Here is a 16,907-nt window from a genome sequence, read left to right on the forward strand (position 1 = left end):
GCCGGGGTCAGACGGTGCAGTTGATCAGGACCGGCTCGGGGTGCAGGGTGACGCCGAACCGCTCGTGCACGCCGTCGCGGATCCGGCGGGCCAGGGTGACCAGGTCGGCGGTACGGGCGGTGCCGCTGCGGTTGGTGAGCGCGAGGGTGTGCTTGGTGGAGATGGCCACCCCCGCCGGACCCGGGTGCCCCTTGGCGAACCCGGCCTTGTCGATCAGCCAGGCCGCGCTGATCTTGACGACGTCCCCGGTGCCCGGCCACGCCGGCGGCTCGCCGAACTCCGCCGCACGCGCCCGGAACAGCTGGTACGCGGCCTGGTCGAGGACCGGGTTGGTGAAGAACGAGCCGACCGAACGGGTGTCCGGGTCGCTCGGGTCGAGCACCATGCCCTTACCGGCGCGCAGCCGCAGCACGGTGGCCCGCGCGTCGGCCAGTGGCACCCGCTGACCCACCTCGACCCCGAGGGACCGGGCCAGCTCGGCGTAGCGGACCGGGCCGGACAGCGGTGAGCGGGTCAGCCGGAAGTCGACCGAGAGCACCGCCCAGCGGTCGCTGTACTTGAAGATGCTGGACCGGTACGCGAACCCGCAGTCCGCGGCGGCGATCCGGCCCAGCTCGCCGGTGTGGCGATCGTACACCTGGACGCCGGTGATCGTCTCGGCCACCTCCTGGCCGTACGCGCCGACGTTCTGGATCGGGGTGGCCCCGGTGGAGCCGGGGATCCCGGAGAGGCACTCCAGTCCGGACCAGCCGTTGGCGAGAGTCGCGGCGACCAGCTCGTCCCAGGGCTCGCCCGCCTCGACCCGTACGGTGACGGTCTCGGGGTCCTCGGCGACCACCCGCAACCCCCGGGAGCGGACCAGGACGACGGTGCCGGGGAAGCCCTCGTCACCGATCACCACGTTGCTGCCGCCCGCGAGAATGAGGACCGGCTCGTCCCGCGCCTGCGCTTCTCGTACTTTTTGTACGATTTCACCGGAGCTGGTGGCGGTCTCGATACGAGCCGCCGCTCCGCCGAGGCACAACGTGGTGAATTTCGCCAACGAACACGCGTCGGCAGGTTGGATTTCAGGGGTCGGCTGGGCACTAACGTCGGACACGCCTTTCACCCTAGGCTGAAGAGGACCCGTGGCACCCACTGGTGGCCCGGTCGCCCAGGAGGACGCATGAGCAGACTGCACGGCACGAAGGACTTCTGGATCGGCGCGCTGCGGGCCGAGGGCCCCGCGTTCGCCGCCGCCGTGGCGGAAGCACCCCCTGAGACACCGGTCCTGTCCTGCCCCGGCTGGACGGTGAACGACCTCACCCTGCACCTCGCCGGGCTCTACCGGTGGGTGCACTCCTTCGCCGGCTCCGGTGCCACCGCCGCGCCGCCGCGCCGCGAGGAGACCGAACTGCCGCCGGGCACCAGCGCGCTGCAGCTCTGGCAGCAGTCGTACGACCAGCTGATGACCCTCTTCGACGGCCTCGACCCGGAGGCCCCCGCCTGGAACTGGGCCCCGCAGCCCAAGAAGGCCGGCTTCTGGCCCCGCCGGATGGCCCACGAGACGGCGGTGCACCGCTGGGACGCCCAGCTCGCCATCGCCGCCGGTGACCCGGTCGAGGCGAAGCTCGCCGCCGACGGGGTCAGCGAGGTGCTGGACACCTGGCTGCCGGCCGGCCGCCGGGCGAAGACCGGCCAGTGGCGCGGGGTGGTCCAGCTGACCGCCACCGACGCCGCCCAGGAGTGGTACCTGCGGCTGCGCGGCGAGGGGGTGGCCCTGCTGGACACCGACACGATCCTCGACCACGACGACCACCACGCCCGGGTGCAGGTCTCCGGCACCGCCAGCGACCTGCTGCTGGCCCTCTGGGGCCGGATCGCCTTCGACACCCTGTCCGTGACCGGCGACCCCAGCCTGCTGCCCGGTCTGCGTACCGGGTGACCGCCGGTACCAAGGGGTGATCTCCCGCACCGGGCGGTGAGCCGGGCTGGGATCATCGACGACCATGGCGCAACGTCCCACGTTGGAGGAGGTGGCCCGGCGAGCCGGGGTCTCCCGGGCCACCGTGTCGCGGGTGGTCAACGGCTCGACCACGGTCGCCGGGCCGATCCAGGAGGCGGTCCGGCGGGCCGTCGCCGAGCTGGGGTACGCCCCGAACCTGGCCGCCCGGAGCCTGGTCACCCACCGGACCGACTCGATCGCCCTGGTGATGCCGGAGGCGGCCACCCGGGTCTTCTCCGACGACCAGGTCTTCCCCGGCATCATCCACGGGGTCAGCCAGGAACTGGAGGCCGCCGACAAGCAGCTCGTGCTGATGCTCGCCGGCTCACCGGCCGGGCACGCCCGGGTACGGCGTTACACCACCGGTAGGCACGTCGACGGGGTCCTCTTCGCCTCGCTGCACGGTGCCGACCCGCTGCCCGGCACCCTGGCCGCCCTCGGTATCCCGACGGTGTGCAGCGGCCGTCCGCTCGGCGAGCAGTCGGTGCCGTACGTGGACGTGGACCACGCGGGCGGGGTGGCCCGCGCGGTGGCCCACCTGATCGACTCCGGCCGGCGGCGCATCGCCACCATCGCCGGGCCGCAGGACATGGTCGCCGGCATCGAACGCCTCACCGGGTACCGGGACGCACTCGCCGCCGCCGGGCTGCCGACGCTGGTCGCCTACGGCGACTTCACCCGGGACTCCGGGGCGGCGGCCATGCGGGAACTGCTCGACCGGCGACCCGACCTGGACGCCGTCTTCGCCGCCTCCGACCTGATGGCGCACGCCGCCCTGCGCACCCTGCGGGACAGCGGGCGGCAGGTGCCGCAGGACGTGGCGGTGGTCGGCTTCGACGACATCTCCTCCGCCGCCTACACCGAACCGCCGCTGACCACCGTCCGGCAGCCGATCCGGCAGATCGGCCGGGTGATGACCCGCCTCCTGCTCCGCCTGGCCGCCGGCGAACAGATCGACCAGGCCACCATCCTCCCCACCACCCTCATCCCCCGCGCCTCCACGTAAGGAAGGGCCCCCTGTTAACGCTTTCGGTATAGCGGGGTCCCCTTCTCACCTCCGGCAGCGGGCACCGCGCGGAGCGGGCGGGCGGGCGGACACCACAGGGAGCGCGCGCGGGCGGACACCGCGGGGAGCGCGCGGGCGCCGCGCGGGAAACGGGTCGCGGGAAACAGGGCGCGGGAAACAGGCGCGGGAAACGGGGCGCGGGAAACGGGGCGCGGGTGGGTGGTGGTCGCGGTTAGCCTGCCGGGGTGCCGGATGCCGTCTCGCTGCTGCGCGTACCCGAACTGAGCGACACCGCCCAGTACGCCTACCTGGCCACCGTCGCCCCGGGATCCCGGCTGGTGTTCACCGCCGGTGCCTGCCCCCTCGACTCCACCGGGGGTGTCGTCGCCCCCGGCGACCCGGTCGGCCAGGCCCGGCAGGTCATGGCGAACCTGGTGACCGCCCTGGCGGCGGCCGACGCCCGGCTCACCGACGTGGTCAAGACCACCGTGTACGTGGCGTCGAGCCGGCAGGCCGACCTGGTGTCGGTCTGGCGGGTGGTCCGGGACGCCTTCGGGGACCACGATCCGCCCAGCACCCTGCTCGGGGTGACCGTGCTGGGCTATCCGGACCAGCTCGTCGAGGTCGAGGCGGTCGCCGCGGTCCCGGCGAGGCCCTGACCCGACCGACAGGGACGCTGCCATGACGACCACCGACCGGCCTGACGTACTGGTCCGGGTCGCCCGGGCCGACGACGCACCGGCGGTCGTGGCGTTGCGGGCCCGGGTCTACCCCTTCCTGGTACGCGGGGTCGCGACTACCCGGCGTACGATCGTCGATCCGCCGCCCGGTGAGCAGCTGGCCGCCCTGGTCGCCGAGGTGGACGGGGAGGTCGTCGGATGGGTGTCGGCGTACCGCAACGGGCGTACCGCCCGCGGTGACACCGGCGAGGTGTCCACCCTGCACGTGCACCCGGAGCGACGGGGCCGGGGCATCGGCGGCGCACTGCTGGGGCGGGCCCTGGGCCACCTCACCGCGTTGGGCGTGCGCACGGTCCGGGCCCGGGTGCTGCCCGACTCGCTGCCGTTCGCCCGGCGGCATGGCTTCGACCCCGGTCGCGAGCAGCGGTACTCCGCGCTCGACCTGCGACCCGCACCGCCGTCGCCGGTCGCCCCGACCGGGGTACGCCTGCTCCGGCTGGCCGACGTCGACCCCGGGCAGGTGTACCGGGCCGAGGCGGCGACGGTCGCCGACGTGCCCGACGACGTACCGGCCGACACGTTGACGTACGAGTTCTGGCGGTACGACGTCTGGGACGATCCCGGGCTGGACCACGACAGCAGCACGGTCGCCTGGGTCGACGGCGGGGTCGCCGCGTACAGCCTGGTGCAGGTCGACGGCGACCGGATGTGGTCGGACTACACCGCCACGGTTCCCCGGTACCGGGGGCGTGGGCTGGCCCGGCTGGTCAAGCAGGCGGCGCTGCACCGGGCGGCCCACGCCGGCGTCCGGATCGCGTACACCGCCAACGACGAGGCCAACGCGCCGATGCTGGCGGTCAACACCCGGGTCGGTTACCGGGCGGTGGGCAGCCAGTGGTCCTGTCTACGACGGCTCGACTGACCGCTGCCCGCCCCGGCTCAGCACGGTCGGTTGGCCGAGACTCCGGCGGGCCAGCAGCGCCGCGCCGGCCACCGCCGCCGGCATGATCAGGACCGCGCCGAGCGGGATCAGGAAACAGAGGAAGACCGCCACCCCGAAGCCGAGCGCGGTGGGCCGGTCCGCCTTGAGCGCCGCCCGACGCTGCGCCAGTCCCTTGCCCCGGCGGTAGAAGGGCGCCCCGACCAGCTCGGTGGCGAGCAGCCAACCACCGATGGTGGCCCCGACGACCGGTACCACGGTCTGCCCAAGCACCGGGATGAACCCGGCGGCGAAGAGCGCGATACCGATCGGTACCGAGATCGCCAGCAGCCGCAGCGAGTCGGCGGTGCTGCGCCGCAGTGAGGCCCAGAACGGCACCTCCACCGCGTCCGGGGTGCCGCCGCAGCGCTGCTCCACCCGTTCGGAGATCTTCTCGTAGAACGGGTCGCCGACGACCAGGGTGACCGCGGTGAAACCGAGCACCCCGACCATGCCGGCGAGCCCCAGCAGGGCCAGTCCGGCGATCACCCGGGTCAACCGCCGGGCGGTCGCCGACCAGTCGTCGGCGAACGGGGTGACCGCCGCCGTCCAGTCGTCGACGAAGTAGATGAGCGCGAAGAAGGCCAGGCCGAAGAGGACGGCGGTGATCAACGCCGGGATGACGCCGAGCAGCATCAGGCCGGGGCTGCGGACGTAGAGGCCGAGCCCGCGCAGCAGCAGGCCGGCCCCGGCGAAGAACCGGCCGACGGCGCCGGTGACCGGCGCGGTGATCCTGGGTGCGTTCACGAGGGGGGAGCCTAGTTCCCCCCGGCCACCACCGCCGCCGACCCGACCGACCCACGGGCCGACCGCCCGCACCCGCCGGGCGGCTGCGGCATCAACCAGTTGGTTGACCGGATCGCTCCACCCCGGGCGGTGGCGGGTCCCGCCGGCTGGTCGATCCGCCCGGCCGCCGCGCCCGGCAGGCTTTCCCCAGGTACGACGACAAGCGCGGGGAGGCGGCATGGCACCGGTCATCGAGGTGACGGACCTACACAAACGGTACGGCGATCTGGTGGCGGTGCGGGACGTCTCGTTCACGGTGGACGCCGGGGAGATCTTCGGCGTACTCGGTCCGAACGGGGCCGGCAAGACCACCACCGTGGAGTGTGTCGCCGGCCTGCGCGTACCGGACGGGGGCGGGGTGTCGGTCCTGGGGGCCGACCCCCGCCGGGACGCGGCCCGGCTCCGGCAGGTGGTCGGGGTCCAGTTGCAGGAGAGCCAACTGCCCGACCGGCTCCGGGTCGCCGAGGCCCTCCGGATGTACGCGTCGTTCTACCGCGACCCGGCCGACCCGGAGCAGTTGATCGAGGAGTTGGGGCTCGGCGCGAAGCGGAACACCCCGTACAAGAGTCTCTCCGGCGGGCAGAAGCAGCGGCTCTCCATCGCGCTGGCGCTGGTCGGTAACCCGCAGATCGCCATCCTGGACGAGCTGACCACCGGGCTGGACCCGCAGGCCCGCCGGGAGACCTGGGAGCTGATCGAACGGATCCGGGACCGGGGCGTGACGATCGTCCTGGTCACCCACTTCATGGCCGAGGCGGAACGGCTCTGCGACCGGGTGGCGGTCATCGACGGTGGCCGGGTGGTGGCGCTGGACACCCCGGCCCGCCTGGTCTCGGCGGTGGCCCCGGAGCAGCGGGTCCGGTTCCGGCCGTCGGCGCCGGTGGACGACCGGCTGCTCACCGCCCTGCCCGAGGTCGCCTCGGTACGGCACAGCGGGGCGCACCTACTGGTGACCGGCACCGGTGACCTGCTGCACGCGGTCACCTCGGTGCTGGCCCGTAACCAGATCGTCGCCGCCGACCTGCGGCTGGAACAGTCCACCCTCGACGACGCCTTCGTCGAGCTGACCGGGCACCGCCCGGCCGAGTGAGGAGAGGCACCGTGTCCGCCTTCCGGCAGATCCTCAAGACCGAGACGAAGCTCTACCTGCGGGACGTACCGACGGTGTTGGCCGTGGTCGGCATCCCGGTCCTGGTCCTGGTCGTCCTCGGGTTGATCCCCGCGACCCGGGAACCGAACCCGGACTTCGACGGACAGTCGTTCGTCACCTACTTCGCCCCGTCGCTGCTGGTGATCACCCTGGCGGTGGCGGCGGTGAACGGCCTGCCGACCATCCTGGCCACCTACCGGGAGCGCGGGGTGCTGCGTCGGCTGGCGACCACGCCGGCCAGCCCGGCGGCGCTGCTCGCCGCCCACCTGGTGGTCACCCTGGTGGCGATCCTGGCCAGCGCGGTGCTGCTGGTGGTGGTCGCCCGACTCGCCTTCGGGGTGCCGCTGCCGAAGCATCCGTTCGGCTTCGCCGTCGCCCTCGTGGTGGGTACGGCGGCACTGCTGGCGCTGGGGCTGCTCGTCGCGGCGCTGGCCCGGACGACCCGGGCGGCGCAGGCCATGGCCGTACCGCTGTTCATGGTGGTGATGTTCTTCGGTGGGGTCTACCTGCCCCGGTTCCTGCTGCCCGACTTCCTGGCCACCGTCGGCGAGTGGACGCCCCCGGGCGTGCAGGCGCTGCTGGACTCCTGGACCGGGACCGCCCCACAGCCGTTGCCGCTGGTCATAATGGCGGTCATCGCCGTGCTCGCCGGCACGGTCGCCGCCAAGCTGTTCCGCTGGGAGTGAGCCGGACGTGACCAGCGCCGCCGAGCAGGTCGCCGGGCTCGCCGCGTGGCAGGCCCACGAGGCCCGACTGCACCGCGTGGTGCCGTACGCGGGACTGGTCCTGGGGTCGGTGTTGAGCATCTTCGCGGCGGCCCCCGGCAGCCTCCCGCTGACCGTGTCGCTGCCCGTCGCCCTGGTGGCCGCCGGCTGGGTCGGCTGGTTCGTCGACCTGCATCCCGGCTGGCGGCAGCGGCGCCGGCTGATGGCCGGGTACTACCTCGGGCTGCTCGCGTTCGCCGCCGTGCTGATCGTCGCCAGTCCCTGGTACGGCTTCTTCGCCTGGGCCGGTTTCCTGCACGCCGGCCTGGCGCTACGCGGCCGGTGGCGGCTCGCCGGGGTCGGCGCCTGCGCGGTGCTGGTCGCCACCGCGCAGAGCGCCGGCCCACCCGACTCCCTGGCACACTGGCTGCTCTGGGCGGTGCTGGTGCTGTTCAACGTGGGGGTGGCCGGCGGGGTCACCTGGTTCAGCACGCTCAACGACCGGCAGCACGCCCTACGCAAGAAGCTGGTCGAGGAACTCGCCGAGGCGAACCACCGGCTGGCCGAGACCATGCGGGAGAACGAGGGGCTGCACGCCCAGCTGCTCACCCAGGCCCGGGAGGCCGGCGTGCTGGACGAACGGCAGCGGATGGCCCGGGAGATCCACGACACCCTGGCCCAGGGGCTCACCGGTATCATCACCCAGCTGGCCGCCGCCGGCCAGGCCCGGGACCGGCCCGCCGACTGGCAGCGGCACGTGGACACCGCGGTCGCGCTGGCCCGGGAGAGCCTCACCGAGGCCCGCCGCTCGGTCCGGGCGGTACGCCCCGAACCGCTGGAGACGGCCCGGCTCCCCGAGGTCCTGACCGACCTGGTACGCCGCTGGTCGACGATCAACGAGGTGCCCGGTGAGGTGCACACCACCGGTACGCCCCGCCCCCTGCACCCGGAGGTCGAGGTGACCCTGCTGCGGGCCGCCCAGGAGGCGCTGGCCAACGCCGCCCGGCACGCCGATCCGACCCGGGTCCGGCTCACCCTGTCGTACATGGCCGACGAGGTGACCCTGGACGTACGCGACGACGGCAAGGGCTTCGACGACGACGGCGATCGGACCACGGCGGACGGTGGCTTCGGGCTGGCCGCCATGCGGCAACGGGTGACCGGGGTGGGTGGCCGGCTGGCCGTCGAGTCCGAGCCGGGCGTCGGGACCGCCGTCTCGGCCAGCGTGCCCGCTCTACCAGGCGCGGTCGGATGATCCCCGGCGGCCCGGCCGGGGACCGGCAGGCGGGTCCCGGCGGCCCGGCCGGGGACGGTGGGACGGGTCCCGGCCGCCCGGCCGGGGACGGTGGGACGAGTCCCGGCCGCCCGGCCGGGGACGGTGGGACGGGTGCCGGCTCCGGTGGTGGTGCCGGGCCGGATCCGGTACGCCTGCTGATCGTCGACGACCATCCGGTGGTCCGGGACGGCCTGCGCGGCATGTTCGCCGGCGACCCGGGGTTCGAGGTCGTCGGCGAGGCCCGGGACGGTGCCGAGGCGCTCGCCCTGGCCGCCACGTACCACCCGGACGTGGTCCTGATGGACCTGCGGATGCCGGGCATGGACGGAGTCACCGCGATCGGCCGGCTGGCCCGGTCCGCGCCGACGGTCCGGGTACTCGTGCTGACCACGTACGACACCGACGCCGACGTGCTGCCGGCGATCGAGGCCGGGGCCACCGGGTACCTGCTCAAGGACGCGCCCCGGGACGAGCTGGTCCGGGCGGTACGGGCGGCGGCCCGGGGCGAGTCGGTGCTCTCCCCCACCGTCGCCGGACGGCTCATGGGCCACCTGCGCGCCCCGGCCGCCGAGCCACTGAGCCAACGGGAACTGGAGGTGCTGACCCTGGTGGCCCGGGGCTCGTCGAACCGGGAGGCCGCCGCCCGACTGTTCATCAGCGAGGCCACGGTCAAGACCCACCTGCTGCACGTCTACGCCAAACTCGGCGTCAACGACCGGGCCGCCGCAGTCGCCGCCGCCTACGACCGCCGCCTCCTAACCCCCCGCTCCTGGTAAGGAAGGGCCCCTTGTTAACGCATTCGGTAGAGCGGGGCACCCCTCTCACGACCGCCCGTTAACAAGGGGCCCTTCCTTCACAATGGGTGGGTGCGGGCGGCCAGGTTGATCTCGATGGTGTTGCTGTTGCAGGCGCGGGAGACGATGACCGCCGCCGAACTGGCCGAGGAGCTGGAGGTCTCCGAGCGGACCGTGTACCGGGACGTGTTGGCGCTCTCCGCGGCCGGGGTGCCGGTCTACGCCGACCGGGGGCCCTCCGGCGGGTACCGGCTGCTCGGCGGGTACCGCACCCGGCTGACCGGGCTCAGCCGGGACGAGGCGGAGGCGCTTTTCCTGGCCGGGCTGACGGGGCCGGTCAGCGAGATGGGGCTCGCCGAGGCGGTTGCCGCCGCCGAGTTGAAGCTGCTCGCGGCGCTTCCGCCCACCCTGCGCGACGCTCCGGCCCGTACCGGTCAACGTTTTCACCTCGACGTACCGGGCTGGTTCCGGGAGTCCGCCGCACCACCGTGGTTGACCGAGCTGGCGCGGGCGGTCTGGCAGGACCGGATCGTCGCGCTGCGCTACCGGCGCGGCGACCGGGAGGTGCTCCGCAGCGTGCAGCCGTACGGCCTGGTGCTCAAGGGCGGGATCTGGTACCTCGTCGGGCGGGTCGGCACGGCGCTGCGGACGTACCGGGTGGACCGGGTGACCGACGTCGAGGTGGGTGCGGAGACGTTCGACCGGGACGAGGGGTTCGACCTGGGCGCGCACTGGCGGGAGCGAGCCGCCGGGTTCCTGCGGCAGATGCTGTCCGAACGGGTCACCCTACGGGTCAGCCCGACCGGCGTACGGATGCTGCACCACCTGGTGGACGCCCCGTTCGTCTTCGCCGAGGCGGTCGCCGCCGCCGACGGGCCCGACGGGCAGGGCTGGGCGGTGCTGCGGCTGCCCGTCGAGTCCGTGGAGGTGGCGTACCACCAGTTGTTGGGCCTGGGCCCGGAGGTGGAGGTGCTGGACCCGCCCGAGTTGCGCGACCTGTTCGCCGACGCGGCCCACCGGTCAGCACGACTGTACGGAGTTTGAAGCGCGGCTTACGGAGCGGCAGTAGCCCGCGGCACTACGCACCGGCGGTAGCGCGCGGCACTATGCACCCGGCAGTAGCGCGCGGCGCTGAGCACCCGGCGGTAGTGCGCGGCACTGCGGAGGTTAGAAGGGGCCCCTTCTATACCGAAAGCGTTAACAGGGGGCCCTTCCTTACCGGTAGCCGGTGGGGTTGGCGGGGTGGCCGGGCTCCTGGACCTCCAGCATGTAGCGCCAGGCGTCGGGGCGGCTGCCGTCGAGGTCGGTGAAGCCGTACACCTTGGCCAGCTCGCCGCTGGACGTGGACCGCCCGTTCCACCGGGCCCGGTCGGGGTCGGCGGCGAGGGCGGCCACCGCCCGGCCGACGAAGGCGGGGCTCTCCGAGATGACGAAGTGCGGCTCCCTGGCGGCGGCGTCCCGCCAGTTGCTCTCGGTGACACCGAAGTGGTCGAGCATCGCCTCAGACCGTAGCCAGCCGGGGGTGACCGCCACGGCGGTGCAGCCGTGCGGCTCCAGCTCCTTGGCCTGGGCGAACGCGAGCCGGTTCACCGACGTCTTGGCCAGGTCGTAGAAGACCGAGAGGCGGTAGTTGGCCTCGTTGTACTCGGTGGTGCCGTCGCCGATCTCCACCAACATTCCGCCCGGGTTGCGGATCAGCAGGGGCAACGCGAAGTGGCTGGTGATCAGGTGGGTGTCGACGGCCAGCCGGAGGGTGCGCAGGCCGGCGTCGAGTGGCTGTTCCCAGACCGGCCGCTCCCAGGTGATCAGCGGGTCGGCCCCCCAGATGTCGTTTACCAGGACGTCGAGCCGGCCCTGTTCGGCGTCGATCCGCTCGACCAGGGCGCGTACCTGGTCGGGCTCCAGGTGGTCGACCACGACGGCGATGCCGGTGCCGCCGGCGGCGGTGACCAGTTCGGCGGTCTCCTCGATGGTCTCCGGCCGGTTCAGCTCGGAACGGCCGGCCCGGCTGCTGCGTCCGGTGGCGTAGACGGTGGCGCCGGCCGCCCCGAGCTGAACCGCGATCTGTCGGCCGGCGCCCCGGGTCGCCCCGGCGACCAGGGCCACGGCACCGGTGAGTGGTTGTGCTGTCATACCGGCGACGATGCCAGGGGTACCTGACAGACCACGTCAGTCTTTGTGCGCGGCCTCGTTGAGAAATTCGGAGATCCTGGCGCGCAGGTCGGCACGTTCGGACCAGAGCACCCCCGGTCGGTCGTACACGTGCAGCTCGGCGCCGGGCAGGGCGGCGGCCAGCTCCTCGGCGACCGGCACCGGGTGCAGGTCGTCACCGGCGCAGCCGATCACCAGCGCCGGCGCGGTGACCGCCGACAGCGCCGCCCGGTCGGGCAGGGGCACCTGGTCGGCGAGGGTGGCCAGGCCCGGCGCGAGACCGTCGCGCAGCAGGTGGTCGAGGCGTTGACGCAGGTACGACCAGCCGGCCGGGGTGTTACGCACCGCCGGCGGCAGCTCGACCGAGACCACCTCGGCGACCACCGAGGCGTCCCCGCTGGCGACCGCGTCGAGCAGGTCGGTGATCCGTTCCCGGGCCACCGCGCCGCGCGGCTGGTCGAGGGCCGCGGGCAGGAAGAGGACCAGCCGGTCGAAGCGCTGCGGGCTCTCGGCCAGCAGCCGGCAGAGCGCTCCCGCGCCCAGGCTCGCCCCGAACGCCCGCGTCGCGCCGCCCAGGTCGGCGATCGCGCGCAGGTCCCGGGCCAGATCGTGGTACGTCCAGGTGCCCGGCGGCGCGTCGGAACGGCCGTGTCCCCGGAACTGGAAGAAGATCCGGCGACCGGTCACCCCGCTGCCGAACGGCCGGGTGGTGGCGATGCCGTTGCCCAACCCGTGCGCGAAGACGGTGACCGGCGTGCCGGTGCCGGTGGTCAACTGCTCCAGGCGTACGCCGTGTGGCGTGGTGACCAGGTCGGTGTCCGGATCGGGCAGGGCGGGTCGACCGGTACGCGGGCCACCAGGGCCGGGGCCGGCGAGGCGCGGGCCGCCGTCGGGCGGAGGCGGCCAGCGGAAACCTCTCACCAGGACCCTCGACCGCCGTCGCTCAGGTCGCGCAACCCGACCCGGACGTCCAGCAGGTAGATGAGGCCCGCCGCGATGCCGACCAGGCCGAAGAGGCTGATCGGGCCGAAGCCGAGCAGGGTCAGCACCAGGCAGACCGCCAGGATGGCGATCCAGCCCCCCTTGGGCAGCGTGCCGATGGCGGGGAACGCGTCGGACCGCTGGGTGATGGCGTGCACCAACGCGACACCCTGGACGATCAACGCGAAGACGAGCAGGATCAGCTCGATCACGTCGCGGACGTGGAGAAAGAAAATCGGCGCGGCGTAGGCCATGCCGGCAAGCTTATGCCGACGACCCCGGAAACGTCCCACCTGACGCTTCCGGGGTCACCGGTGTGACGCTGCTATTCGGCGGCCGGGCGGGTCCGCTTCGTACCCTTGGCGGGCTTCGCCGGGGCGGTGTCCCCGGCCGCCGCACCGGCAGCCCGCGCCCGGGTGGTCCCGGTGGTGGCCGACCTGCCGGCCGACTTGCCACCGCTCTCCGTCGTGCCCTTGGTCGTGGTGGCCTTGGCCCGCGTGGCCTTGGTCGTGGCGGACTTCGAGGCGTCGGCCTTGGCAGTGGCGGACTTGGTGGTGTCGGACTTGGTTTTCACGGCCTTGGTGGCCGTGGTGACCCGGGTCCGGCCGGCCTTCGCGGCGGCCGGCTTGGCGTCCACCACCTCCGCCACGGCGGCCGGCGTGGGCACCTCGCCCGGCGCGGCGGCTGGCGCGGACTTCCCAGCCGGCGCGGTGGCCGGCTTCGTCGCGCTGGTGTCGACGGCGCTCTCGGTCGCCTCGATGTCGGCGTTCACCGTCTCGGCGGCCTCCAGCACGCCGGTGCCGACGACCCGTTCACCCCGGGCGACCAGCGCACCGTACGCGGCCAGCGCCCGCTGCTGGGCGGTGACGAACGCCACGGCCGCGTTGCGGGTGGCCGCCTCGCGCAGCCGGTCCACGTCCGCCGCGTGCCGCAACCGGTCCAGGTCGGCGACCTCGCGCAGCCGGACCGGGTCCGCCACCTCACGCAACCGGTCCGGATCCGCCAACTGTCGCAGCCGGTTGACCTCGGCCATCCCGCGCAGCCGGTGCTGGTCCACGGTCTCCCGCAGCCGGTCCAGGTCGACGGCCTCCCGCAGCCGGTCCAGGTCGGCCGGGGAGACGCCCTTCTCGCGGAGACCGGCGGCGGTCTGGTTGGCCGTCCGGAACGTCTCGGTGGCCTTCGCACGCAGCTCGAATCCGGTGACGACGGCCTTGCCACCCAGCTCGGCGGCGACCCGACCGCCCAGGTCGGACACCACCGTCGGCAGCTTGCGCAGCTGCTGGTACGCCAACTCGCCGGCGCCGGCGGCGGCGTAGAGCGGGGCCGGGATGCGGTTGGTCTTCGGCTGGGTCATCACTTCTCCTCCTCGGCCGCCGAGGCGGCCTGCTCGTCGGTCTGCTTCGCGGACGTACCGCGGGTGGTTCGGCCGGCTGCCCCGATCGGGCCCGACGCGGCGGCGGAACTGGCCGTTTCGGCCTGGCTGGACGGTTCGGCCTGGCTGGACGGTTCGCGCTGGTCCGACGTGGGGGCGGGTGCCTGGCCGGCCTCGCTCACCGCCACCGACTCCAGGACCGCCTCGGTCGGCGTACCCGCCGGGGTGGTGGGTCCGGTCGCCGCCGGCGTCACGGTCGCCGGAGCCGACGGCGCGGCAGCCGGCACCACGGTCTCCCCGGGCGTCGCGGCCTCGGCCGGCGCCGCCTGGGCCGGCGCCGCCTGGGCCGACGCTGCCTCGGCCGACGCTGCCTCGGCGGGCGCTGCCTCGGCGGGCGCTACCTGGGCCGACGCTGCCTCGGCGGGCGCTACCTGGGCCGACGCTGCCTCGGCGGGCGCTGCCTCGGCGCGGACCGTCTCGGGCCGCGCGACGGGCGTCGCCCCGGACTCCGTGGCCGCGGGCTGTGCCACCCCGGATCGCGCGGCCTCGGACTGGGCAGCCTCGGACTGGGCGGCGGCGGTGGCCTCGGCGAGGCGGCTGTTCTCCCGCCGGAACGTCTCGTAGATCTGGGTCAGCGACTGCTTCTGCGCCATCGTCAGATCGGCGTCGACCGCGATCGCCGCGAGCACGCCCTGCCCCTCCTTGTCGTCGAGGAGCCCGGCCCGCAGGTACATCGCCGGCGTGGAGACCCGCAGCGCGCTGGCGAGTTGCTGGAGCACCTCGGCGCTGGGCTTGCGTAGCCCGCGCTCGACCTGGCTGAGGTACGGGTTGCTCACCCCGGCCTGCTCGGCGAGTTGACGTAGCGAGATCTTCGCGTTGTGGCGCAGGTCGCGAATGAATCCGCCGACGTCGGGAAGGTCCTTTCCAGTGGCCATGACCTCGACGCTAGCGACCCGCGCTAGCTCCTGCAAGCAAAACGCTAACCTCAGTTAGCAAGGTCTCAGGGCCCGCCGGATCCCGCCCTTGCGAACCACCCGATCGGGTACGTACCGTCCACCGGTGCCCAAGATCGACGTCAACGGTGCCCGGCTCGGATACGACGACACCGGTACCGGAACACCCCTGGTGCTGCTGCACGCCGGCATCGCCGACCGGCGGATGTGGCGGGAGCAGCTTCTCGCCCTGGCCGACCGGTACCGGGTGATCGTGCCCGACCTGCGCGGGTACGGGGAATCCGAGCTGCCGCAGACGGAGTTCGCCCACCACGACGACGTGGCGGCGCTGCTGGCCGCGCTCGACATCCCACGGGCGGTCCTGGTGGGCTGCTCGTTCGGCGGGGCAGTGGCGATCGACACCGCGCTGGCCCACCCGGAGCGGGTCGCCGGCCTCGCCCTGTTCGGTACCGCCGTCTCCGGGCACGAGTGGTCCGAGGAGACCAACGACCTCTGGGAGGAACTGGTAGGCGAGGTCGACCCGGCGGACCTCGCGGCCAACGCCGCCGCGGAGGTGCGGTTCTGGGTGGTCGGCCCGGGCCGACGCCCCGAGCAGGTCGATCCGGGACTCCTCGCCCTCGCCGAGGAGATGGACCGGCGCGCCCTCGCCGCCGAGCTGGCGCTCAGCGCCGTCGACCTGGCCGAACTCGACCCACCGGCGATCGGGCGCCTCGCCGACCTGCGGGTACCGGTGCTGGTCACCGCCGGCGCGGCGGACGTACCGGAGATCAGCCGGCTCGCCGACCGGATCGCCGCCGAGGCCCCGTACGCGCTGCGCCGCCCCGACGTCCCCGACGCCGGCCACCTGCTGCCCCTGGAACGCCCCGAGGCGGTCAACCACATCCTGCTCGACTTCCTCACCGGCATCGACCGGGCCTGAGGCGAGGAGCCCGGGTACGTCACCGGAGGGGCCAGGCCGCCCCACCGGCACGACCCGGGTACGTCACCAGAGGGGCCGGACCGCCCCCACCGGCACGCCGCCGCCGAAGAGGGGCAGTTCGGCGTACTCCTGCAGGATCGGAGCAGCCACCCCGAGCCGGTGCAACGCCGAGACCAGCACCGGCATCCGGGGCCGCCCCGCCCCATCGTCGATTTTGAGGGCGACCGCTCCGACGTCCGGCAGTGCCACGGCGATCACGCCTTCCGCGCCCACCTTCGCCAGCGCACCGGGCACGCCCCGCATCAGCCGGGTGTCCTCGGCCTCGGTACCGCCGACCAGCTCGGGGTGGGCCCGCATCGCGTCGGCGACGGCCCGTTCGGCCGAACCCGGCTCGGCGTGGACCAACCGCAGGTACGCGCCGGCCAGCCCGGTCAGCGAGAACGCGTGCACCGGCGCACCGCAGCCGTCGACCCCGACCGCGGCGACCTGCTCACCGGTGAGCTCCTCGACGGTGGCGCGCAGCCGTTGCTGCAGCGGATGCCCCTCCCGCCAGTACCCGTCCAGCGGCCACCCGGCGGCGAGGCAGGTGAGCAGCATCCCGGCGTGCTTGCCCGAGCAGTTCATCTGCACCCGGGTCGGCCCACCGCCGGCCCGCAGCACAGCCTGCCGGGCGGCCTCACCGACCGGCAACTCCGGTGGGCAGTGCAGCGCCGACGGCTCCAGCCCGCCCCCGCGCAGCAGCCCGCCGACCCGGGCCAGGTGGAACTCCTCCCCGGCGTGACTGGCCGCCACCAGCGCCAGATCGGCCGGGTCGGTCAACCGCAGGCCGGCCCGGAGCATCCCGACCGCCTGCATCGGCTTGCTCGCCGACCGCGGAAAGACCGGCGAGGTCACGTCCCCCGCACCGGCCAGCACCGCACCCGCGGCGTCGAGCACCACCACCGAGCCGCGGTGCGACCCCTCCACGAAACCGGAGCGGACCACCTCGGCCAGCGGCACGCCACCCTCATACGTCTTCGCCACAAGCCAAAACGCTACCCACCGCCCCCGCACCCCCCGCACCCAAGGTAAGGAAGGGCCCCCTGTTAACGCTTTCGGTAGAGCAGGGTTCCCCTCTCACATCGCCAGCGCCCTGGTGCCCGACTTCGCCGAGCGCGACGACGGGAGCCCGG

Annotated in this window: 16 protein-coding genes and 2 pseudogenes; 10 read left to right on the forward strand and 8 right to left on the reverse strand. The window is 73.7% G+C overall.

Features of this window, described 5'->3' with window-relative positions; genetic code table 11:
• Positions 1-7: 7 nt before the first annotated feature.
• Positions 8-1,099: a UDP-N-acetylmuramate dehydrogenase gene (locus tag ACN28G_RS22990; RefSeq protein ID WP_421480306.1), complete on the reverse strand. Its 1,092-nt coding sequence runs from the start codon at positions 1,097-1,099 to the stop codon at positions 8-10.
• Positions 1,100-1,165: 66 nt separating this feature from the next.
• Between ACN28G_RS22990 and ACN28G_RS22995 the strand changes: the two genes are divergently transcribed.
• The 4 genes from ACN28G_RS22995 (at position 1,166) to ACN28G_RS23010 (ending at position 4,592) form a co-directional block, all read left to right on the forward strand.
• Entirely contained in the window at positions 1,166-1,924 is a 759-nt protein-coding gene (locus ACN28G_RS22995) for a maleylpyruvate isomerase family mycothiol-dependent enzyme (protein ID WP_421480307.1), read from the forward strand.
• A gap of 64 nt (positions 1,925-1,988) precedes the next feature.
• Positions 1,989-2,990: a LacI family DNA-binding transcriptional regulator gene (locus ACN28G_RS23000; RefSeq protein ID WP_091444497.1), complete on the forward strand. Its 1,002-nt coding sequence runs from the start codon at positions 1,989-1,991 to the stop codon at positions 2,988-2,990.
• Between the two features lie 245 nt (positions 2,991-3,235).
• On the forward strand, positions 3,236-3,649 hold the full coding sequence (locus tag ACN28G_RS23005; RefSeq protein WP_421480308.1) for a RidA family protein: 414 nt from the start codon (positions 3,236-3,238) through the stop codon (positions 3,647-3,649).
• Positions 3,650-3,671: 22 nt separating this feature from the next.
• Positions 3,672-4,592, forward strand: a complete 921-nt coding sequence (locus ACN28G_RS23010; RefSeq protein ID WP_421480309.1) for a GNAT family N-acetyltransferase — start codon at positions 3,672-3,674, stop codon at positions 4,590-4,592.
• Here ACN28G_RS23010 and ACN28G_RS23015 read toward each other — a convergent pair.
• Positions 4,575-5,396 carry an EI24 domain-containing protein gene (locus ACN28G_RS23015; RefSeq protein ID WP_091447480.1) on the reverse strand — a complete coding sequence of 274 codons (822 nt, stop codon included), beginning with the start codon at positions 5,394-5,396 and terminating at the stop codon, positions 4,575-4,577. The two genes, ACN28G_RS23010 and ACN28G_RS23015, sit on opposite strands and share 18 nt — an antisense overlap.
• Positions 5,397-5,613: 217 nt before the next feature.
• On the opposite strand from ACN28G_RS23015, the gene ACN28G_RS23020 reads away from it, so the two are divergent.
• The 5 genes from ACN28G_RS23020 to ACN28G_RS23040 all read left to right on the forward strand — a co-directional run bounded on the left by ACN28G_RS23020 (position 5,614) and on the right by ACN28G_RS23040 (position 10,403).
• A complete protein-coding gene (locus tag ACN28G_RS23020; protein ID WP_421480310.1) occupies positions 5,614-6,525 on the forward strand; it encodes an ABC transporter ATP-binding protein in 912 nt (303 codons plus the stop codon).
• An 11-nt stretch (positions 6,526-6,536) separates the two neighbouring features.
• A complete protein-coding gene (locus ACN28G_RS23025; RefSeq protein WP_421480311.1) occupies positions 6,537-7,271 on the forward strand; it encodes an ABC transporter permease in 735 nt (244 codons plus the stop codon).
• A gap of 7 nt (positions 7,272-7,278) precedes the next feature.
• Positions 7,279-8,544: a sensor histidine kinase gene (locus ACN28G_RS23030; RefSeq protein WP_091444514.1), complete on the forward strand. Its 1,266-nt coding sequence runs from the start codon at positions 7,279-7,281 to the stop codon at positions 8,542-8,544.
• A gap of 173 nt (positions 8,545-8,717) precedes the next feature.
• Positions 8,718-9,341 (forward strand): response regulator transcription factor, encoded by a 624-nt coding sequence (locus tag ACN28G_RS23035; protein ID WP_421480961.1) that lies wholly within the window; start codon positions 8,718-8,720, stop codon positions 9,339-9,341.
• Between the two features lie 114 nt (positions 9,342-9,455).
• Complete coding sequence (locus ACN28G_RS23040) at positions 9,456-10,403, forward strand: helix-turn-helix transcriptional regulator (RefSeq protein WP_175440824.1); 948 nt, start codon at positions 9,456-9,458, stop codon at positions 10,401-10,403.
• A gap of 171 nt (positions 10,404-10,574) precedes the next feature.
• On the opposite strand, the gene ACN28G_RS23045 is transcribed toward ACN28G_RS23040, so the two are convergent.
• The 5 genes and pseudogenes from ACN28G_RS23045 to ACN28G_RS23065 form a co-directional block, all read right to left on the reverse strand.
• Positions 10,575-11,492, reverse strand: a complete 918-nt coding sequence (locus ACN28G_RS23045) for an SDR family oxidoreductase (RefSeq protein WP_421480312.1) — start codon at positions 11,490-11,492, stop codon at positions 10,575-10,577.
• 36 nt (positions 11,493-11,528) lie between these two features.
• On the reverse strand, positions 11,529-12,431 hold the full coding sequence (locus ACN28G_RS23050; protein WP_091444523.1) for an alpha/beta fold hydrolase: 903 nt from the start codon (positions 12,429-12,431) through the stop codon (positions 11,529-11,531).
• Entirely contained in the window at positions 12,428-12,745 is a 318-nt protein-coding gene (locus ACN28G_RS23055; RefSeq protein ID WP_091444526.1) for a DUF2516 family protein, read from the reverse strand. Before ACN28G_RS23055 ends, ACN28G_RS23050 begins: the two co-directional genes overlap by 4 nt.
• An 821-nt stretch (positions 12,746-13,566) precedes the next feature.
• Positions 13,567-13,848, reverse strand: a pseudogene (locus ACN28G_RS23060) (hypothetical protein); the annotation flags it as partial.
• A gap of 506 nt (positions 13,849-14,354) precedes the next feature.
• Positions 14,355-14,798: pseudogene (locus ACN28G_RS23065) on the reverse strand (helix-turn-helix domain-containing protein); the annotation flags it as partial.
• 124 nt (positions 14,799-14,922) lie between these two features.
• Here ACN28G_RS23065 and ACN28G_RS23070 point away from each other — a divergent pair.
• On the forward strand, positions 14,923-15,735 hold the full coding sequence (locus tag ACN28G_RS23070) for an alpha/beta fold hydrolase (RefSeq protein WP_421480313.1): 813 nt from the start codon (positions 14,923-14,925) through the stop codon (positions 15,733-15,735).
• 63 nt (positions 15,736-15,798) lie between these two features.
• Here ACN28G_RS23070 and ACN28G_RS23075 read toward each other — a convergent pair whose 3' ends face one another.
• A complete protein-coding gene (locus ACN28G_RS23075; RefSeq protein ID WP_421480314.1) occupies positions 15,799-16,758 on the reverse strand; it encodes an asparaginase in 960 nt (319 codons plus the stop codon).
• Between the last annotated feature and the right edge of the window lie 149 nt (positions 16,759-16,907).

This window comes from Micromonospora sp. WMMA1923, assembly GCF_049179195.1.
Lineage (GTDB): Bacteria > Actinomycetota > Actinomycetes > Mycobacteriales > Micromonosporaceae > Micromonospora > Micromonospora yangpuensis.

Coding starts and splice junctions, on each gene's coding strand:
- ACN28G_RS22995 (WP_421480307.1), top strand. CDS start 1,166: ATGAGCAGACTGCACGGCACGAAGGACTTCTGGATCGGCGCGCTGCGG.
- ACN28G_RS23000 (WP_091444497.1), top strand. CDS start 1,989: ATGGCGCAACGTCCCACGTTGGAGGAGGTGGCCCGGCGAGCCGGGGTC.
- ACN28G_RS23010 (WP_421480309.1), top strand. CDS start 3,672: ATGACGACCACCGACCGGCCTGACGTACTGGTCCGGGTCGCCCGGGCC.
- ACN28G_RS23020 (WP_421480310.1), top strand. CDS start 5,614: ATGGCACCGGTCATCGAGGTGACGGACCTACACAAACGGTACGGCGAT.
- ACN28G_RS23040 (WP_175440824.1), top strand. CDS start 9,456: ATGGTGTTGCTGTTGCAGGCGCGGGAGACGATGACCGCCGCCGAACTG.
- ACN28G_RS23045 (WP_421480312.1), bottom strand. CDS start 11,492: ATGACAGCACAACCACTCACCGGTGCCGTGGCCCTGGTCGCCGGGGCG.
- ACN28G_RS23055 (WP_091444526.1), bottom strand. CDS start 12,745: ATGGCCTACGCCGCGCCGATTTTCTTTCTCCACGTCCGCGACGTGATC.